Here is a 2,741-nt window from a genome sequence, read left to right on the forward strand (position 1 = left end):
GCCGCCGGCGCCAGCCACGCCGACCAGCTCGCCACCTTCTCGCCGTCACAGATCCTCGGACCGGCGAACCACAACTGGGTCTCACTGGCCCCCTACGGCGTCCTCGCGATCGGGGCCGTAGCACTCGCGGCCGGCCGGTGGGCCCGCCCGCGGCGTCTGCGTCTGCGCGCGCGGCCGTGGTGGTGGCTGGTGATCCCCGCGGCCTCGTTCGCGCTCACCTCCATGCCGGGGAGCCGAGAGTACGGCGAGACCTGGCAACTGGTCAGGGCGGGCACGGAGGGCATCCTCCTGCTCGCCGGGATGCTGGCCACCGCGATCGCCCGCAGCCCACGCTGGGCACTGGCGGCCGCCATCTACGTCCTGCCCGGCGTGGCCTCCCCGCTGACCAACCCGCCGTCGAACCCGCAAGGCACCGCCTACTGGTTGACTCTCACCGGGCTCCTGCTGGCCATGGTCACGACGGCATGGCGACCCCAGCCCATCCCCGAACGTCGCCATCCCCAATAGCCGAACCGCGCAACGCAGAGCCACGCCGCCGACCAGGCGTGAGCGCCGGATCATGCGCGAGCCAGCAGCCCGACGAGCGCGACCTCCGCGCCGGTGATGTCGTCGGCCTGGGCGAGCGGGTCGCCCCAGTGCGTCCAGAACCAGTCGCGGTCGTCGTCCTTCGGCCGGGGCTCACACGTGATCCGCACGGCGCGGGGCGTGCCGCCGCCCGTGGTCGTCACGGTGACCTCGGGGGCGCCGATGTCGACCTTGTAGCCGCGCACGCCCATGCGCCGGGCGAGCGTCGCCAGCTGCGGGTGGAGCTCCAGGCCCAGAAGTCGCGTGATCTTCAGGGCGACCTCGTCCACGGCGGAGAAGGAGCCGAGGTCGTTGCCGGAGTCCCAGATGAACCGCCCCCTGCCGGCGCCGACCGACCGGGCGGTCCCCGTCCGCGTCCTCGTCAGAAGGCCGCCGCCGTGCTGGACGACCTTGGCGCCGCGTTCCTCAAGCGCCGCGCCCAGCGCCAGAAGGGCGCGCTCGCAGTCGGCCTCGTCCTCCTCGGACAACAGCCCCCAGAGCCCGTCGCAGGTACCGGCGACGAGGACGAGCGACTTGTCGTCGCCGCCTTCCCGGACCGCGCGGTAAGGGAGGGACGGCATGTCGCTGTACTCGATCGTCCAGCCGGGGAACTCTGCTCGTAACGCGGCAAGGCGGCCCTCGTGATCCTCGATGCCTGGTGATTCTGAGTGACTCATGCGTCACACAATGGAGCCGCCTCGCTTGCGCAGTGTTCCAAGTTGGAACCGTGACGAGGTTGCGGCACAGGGCCCGGCGGATCAGGTGGTCATGCGTGCGTGGATGCGGCGCAACGGCTCCGGGAGGGTGCGGCGCGCGTCGACCAGATGGGACACCACCGACCGCGCGGTCGGATGGAACGTGATCATCTGGGGGGCGATCCGGTCCGCGAACGCGATGCGCCTCTCGGCTCTGGCGAGGTCGCCGACCTCGGTCATGACGCGGGACATGTCGATCTCATGGTGCGCGCGGCGTTCCGGCGGCAGCCCCGCGAGCGTCTCGTCGCCGATGCGCTGGTCCCGGCGGGCCGCCTCGTCCATGTCGCCGAGCTCGACCGCGACCGCCGCCCCGTGGATCGCCACGTTCGCCGCCGTGAACTCCAGCCCGTGAACGGGCACGCCGCACCCGCCGCGCCTGACACGCTCGGCCGCGCGCCCGAAGTACTCCCACGCCTGCGCGCCGTTCCCACCACGAGCGGCGCGCGCGGCCACTATCGCGGACCGCAACTCGATCGCCCCCGCGACCTCGCCCGCGTCCGGCCGATCCTGCCGGACACCCGCCGCAGCCCGGTCGAGCAGCGTCAGAGCGGGCCGGTACTGGTCCATGCTCATCATGAGGAGCGCACGCGCCATCATGACCAGGTGAGGCAAGTTCGGGTCGCCGGACCGGCGGGCCGCCTCTGAGCCGCGTTCGAGTAGCGCCAACGCATCCCCGGTGTAACCGAGTCTGCGTGTGAGGCTGACAGCGTGGCCGAATCCGCGGCTCAGTAACAGCCACGCCCGGGGGTCCCCGGTCTCGTGCGCCCAGTAGGTGAGTTCTTCGATCACCGCGGGTAGGCGTCCCGCGAGTTTGGTCAGCTGTGCCTTGTGGATCTGCCTCCCCGAGGTCGCGATCTCGGCCGCGAGCACGTCCAGTGCGCGGGGCGGCCCGGCAAGCTCGGGACCGACGTCAACATAGGCGAGCGTGCGGCGAAATTCAGGGATGACGGAGTGGACGGCGTAATCGTGACCGTAGACGCGGTAGGGCTGCCCGTAGAGTTCGGAGGGGTCGACGCCGAGCGCGGCGGCCGCAGCCGACACGAACGCCGGTGTTGCCACCTTTTTCCCGGTCTCCACCTGGGCGATGTGGCTGCGGCTGTAGACCGACAGCTGCGCCAGCCCGGTCTGCGTCAGGCCGCGTCTCTTGCGTGCCCTGGCCAGGCGCGTTCCGACAGTGTCGAGAGTTTCGTCGGACATTGGGCCCTGCCCTTCTCCCGGAAGCCTCGCGGCTTCCCAGGCTAGGCGCGGGGGCTTCGCGTGTCTTGAGAGGCGGCAAGGCCGCGTCCTGCGCTGCGGCGAACGGGCGGCGCGAGGTGTACGAGAGGCTGGAGACCGCCGCCTTCTGGTCGGACGTCCCCGCGCTGTACGAGGCCCCGGGTGAGCTCGCGGCCCACGTCCAGTTTCACGTCGGCGTCACTCATC

The 2,741-nt window shown here is 71.4% G+C and carries 3 protein-coding genes; 1 reads left to right on the forward strand and 2 read right to left on the reverse strand.

Annotated features, from left to right (window positions below; translation table 11 throughout):
• A partial coding sequence (locus AB0C69_RS40845) for a hypothetical protein (RefSeq protein ID WP_360361965.1) occupies positions 1 to 507 on the forward strand: 507 nt, incomplete at its 5' end.
• A gap of 50 nt (positions 508 to 557) precedes the next feature.
• On the opposite strand, the gene AB0C69_RS40850 is transcribed toward AB0C69_RS40845, so the two are convergent.
• Positions 558 to 1,241, reverse strand: coding sequence for a hypothetical protein (locus AB0C69_RS40850; RefSeq protein ID WP_360361968.1), 684 nt, complete (start codon positions 1,239 to 1,241; stop codon positions 558 to 560).
• Between the two features lie 81 nt (positions 1,242 to 1,322).
• Positions 1,323 to 2,516, reverse strand: coding sequence for a helix-turn-helix transcriptional regulator (locus AB0C69_RS40855; RefSeq protein WP_345174704.1), 1,194 nt, complete (start codon positions 2,514 to 2,516; stop codon positions 1,323 to 1,325).
• Between the last annotated feature and the right edge of the window lie 225 nt (positions 2,517 to 2,741).

The organism is Actinomadura sp. NPDC048032 (assembly GCF_040653175.1).
In the GTDB taxonomy this organism is placed as follows: domain Bacteria; phylum Actinomycetota; class Actinomycetes; order Streptosporangiales; family Streptosporangiaceae; genus Spirillospora; species Spirillospora verrucosospora.